We start from the raw sequence: 2,503 nt of genomic DNA, 5'->3' as shown, positions 1-2,503 counted from the left end.
GCCTCGCGCAGTTCGCGCAGCAGCAGCAGGCCGACGTCGTCGTTCTGGATCAGGTAGTACTGCACGTCGAGCGACTTCTCGGCATGCCGCGCAAGGGAAATGCGCGCGTCGAAGGCAAAGGCCGCCTCGGGCAGCAGCCGAAAGCCCGACAGCGATTCGGACTCCTGCGGCGCGCGCTGCCGCGCCAGCTGGCCGAGCGCAGTGTCCGCGACGTCGGTGATGGCCATGGCCGGCGCGCGAGGCTGCGGCGGCGGCAGGCCCGCACAGCCCGCCAGCCACGCCAGCGCCACGGCGGCCCAGACAAGGGCCGCGAGCCTGCGGATCGGGGAAGAGGCTGCCATGGCCCGCACTGTAGCCCGCGGGGCGGGCTCTGGCACAGCCCTATGATCGCCCTCACAAAAAAAGGAAAAAGGACACGCGTGCTCAACGGCTTGTGGCTGGGTTTCTTCGGGGTGGCGATGCTGGCGGCGCTCGGGCGCTGGCTGGTGGGCGGCGATGCGGCGGTCTTCGCGGCCATCGTCGAAAGCCTGTTCGCGATGGCGCGGCTCGCGGTCGAGGTGATGGTGCTGCTGTTCGGCACGCTCACGCTGTGGCTCGGCTTCCTGCGCATCGCGGAGGCCGCGGGGCTGGTGGGCTGGCTCGCGCGCCTGCTCGGCCCGCTCTTCAGGCGGCTCATGCCGGGCGTGCCCGCGGGACATCCGGCGCTGGGGCTCATCACGATGAACTTCGCGGCCAATGCGCTCGGGCTCGACAACGCGGCCACGCCCATCGGCCTCAAGGCCATGCGCGAGCTGCAGCGGCTCAACCCCGACCCGGTCACGGCCACCAACGCGCAGATCCTGTTCCTGGTGCTCAACGCGTCTTCGCTCACGCTGCTGCCCGTGACGATCTTCATGTACCGCGCGCAGCAGGGCGCGAGCGATCCGACGATGGTGTTCCTGCCGATCCTGCTGGCCACCAGCGCATCGACGCTGGTGGGCCTGCTCGCCGTGGCCGTGGCGCAGCGCCTGCGGCTGTGGGACCCGGTGGTGCTGGCCTACCTGGTGCCGGCCGCGCTGCTGCTGGGCGGCTTCATGGCGCTCTTGGGCACGCTCTCGGCGGCGGCGATTGCGTCGCTCTCATCGCTCATGGGCAACCTTGTGCTGTTCGGCGTGATCATCGTGTTCCTGCTGGCCGGCGCGATCCGGCGCATCAAGGTGTACGAATGTTTTATTGAGGGCGCGAAGGAAGGCTTCGACATCGCGAAGAACCTGCTGCCCTACCTGGTGGCAATGCTGTGCGCGGTCGGCGTGCTGCGCGCCTCGGGTGCGCTGGATTTCGTGCTCGGCGGCCTGCGCTGGCTGGTGAGCGCGGGCGGCTGGGATGCGCGCTTTGTCGACGCCATGCCCACCGCGCTGGTCAAGCCCTTCTCGGGCAGCGCCGCGCGCGCGATGCTGATCGAGACCATGAAGAGCCAGGGCGTGGACAGCTTCCCCGCGCTGGTGGCGGCCACCATCCAGGGCAGCACCGAAACCACCTTCTACGTGCTGGCGGTGTACTTCGGCGCGGTCGGCATCCAGCGCGCGCGGCATGCGGTTTCTTGCGCGCTCGCGGCCGAGCTGGCGGGCGTGGTGGCGGCGATTGCGGTGTGCTACTGGTTCTTCGGCTGAGCGCCGCGAAACCGGCCCTCGCGGGCGGGGCGATGCCACCCGGCCGAGCAGCGCGCCGTGCGCTGAGCCAAAATGGTCCTCCGCCGCCTAACGCACAGCCTCTTCCGTGACCACCTCCCGCCGGGCCAAGCCCCCTACTTTTTCGCCCGCAGAATTCCGCGAAGCGCTCGGCATGTTCGCCACCGGCGTGACCATCGTCACCGCGCGCTCGGCCGAGGGCACGCTGGTCGGCCTCACGGCCAACTCGTTCAATTCGGTGTCGCTCGCGCCGCCGCTGGTGCTGTGGAGCCTGGCGCGCGCGGCCGGTTCGATGCCGGCGCTCAGCACCGGCTCGCACTACGCCATCAACATCCTGGCCGCCAACCAGAAGGGGCTGGCCGAGCGCTTCGCCACCAAGAACATCGACCGCTGGGCCGACGTGGCCTTCACCGAAGGCCTGGGCGGCGCGCCGGTGCTGGCCGGTGCGGCCGCGAGCTTCGAGTGCTTCAACCGCAGCCGCTACGACGAAGGCGACCACGTGATCTTCGTGGGCGAGGTGGAGCGCTGCACCCACAATGCCGGCGCCTCGCCGCTGCTGTTCCACGGCGGGCGCTTCTACACGGAACATCCCTTGTGAGCCGCGGCGCCGCGTTCATGTGCATGTCGCTGCTGCTGGCTGCGCAGAACGTGGCGGCGCAGGAGCCGGCCGCACCGCTCAAGCAGAACTGGTTCGACGATCCCTTCTTCCAGGTTTCCGCCGGCCTGCCCGCCTGCGCCATGCCCGAAGGCCCGTTCTACACCGCCGAGGAGCGCCGCGCCCAGACCCATTCGCGGCTGGAGCGCGGCACCAGCTGCTGGCTTGCCGGCCAATGCAC

General features: G+C 70.0%; 2 protein-coding genes and 2 pseudogenes. 3 read left to right on the top strand and 1 reads right to left on the bottom strand.

All coding sequences use genetic code 11. From position 1 onward, the window contains the following. Nucleotides 1–341 (bottom strand): annotated as a pseudogene (locus AC1DOC_RS29115) (phospholipase D family protein); the annotation flags it as partial. Between the two features lie 78 nt (nucleotides 342–419). Here AC1DOC_RS29115 and AC1DOC_RS29110 point away from each other — a divergent pair. From AC1DOC_RS29110 to AC1DOC_RS29100, 3 genes and pseudogenes are all read left to right on the top strand, one after another. Beyond that, nucleotides 420–1,649, top strand: a complete 1,230-nt coding sequence (locus AC1DOC_RS29110) for a nucleoside recognition domain-containing protein (protein WP_278879816.1) — start codon at nucleotides 420–422, stop codon at nucleotides 1,647–1,649. Between the two features lie 106 nt (nucleotides 1,650–1,755). Then, nucleotides 1,756–2,265 carry a flavin reductase family protein gene (locus tag AC1DOC_RS29105; RefSeq protein ID WP_278879817.1) on the top strand — a complete coding sequence of 170 codons (510 nt, stop codon included), beginning with the start codon at nucleotides 1,756–1,758 and terminating at the stop codon, nucleotides 2,263–2,265. After that, a pseudogene (locus AC1DOC_RS29100) lies at nucleotides 2,262–2,503 on the top strand (BON domain-containing protein); the annotation flags it as partial. The gene AC1DOC_RS29105 and the pseudogene AC1DOC_RS29100, both read left to right, overlap by 4 nt.

The organism is Variovorax sp. 01T439_2 (assembly GCF_056398445.1).
The sequence above is the reverse complement of the archived record's forward strand: the minus strand, read 5'-3'. Positions and strand labels throughout refer to the sequence as shown.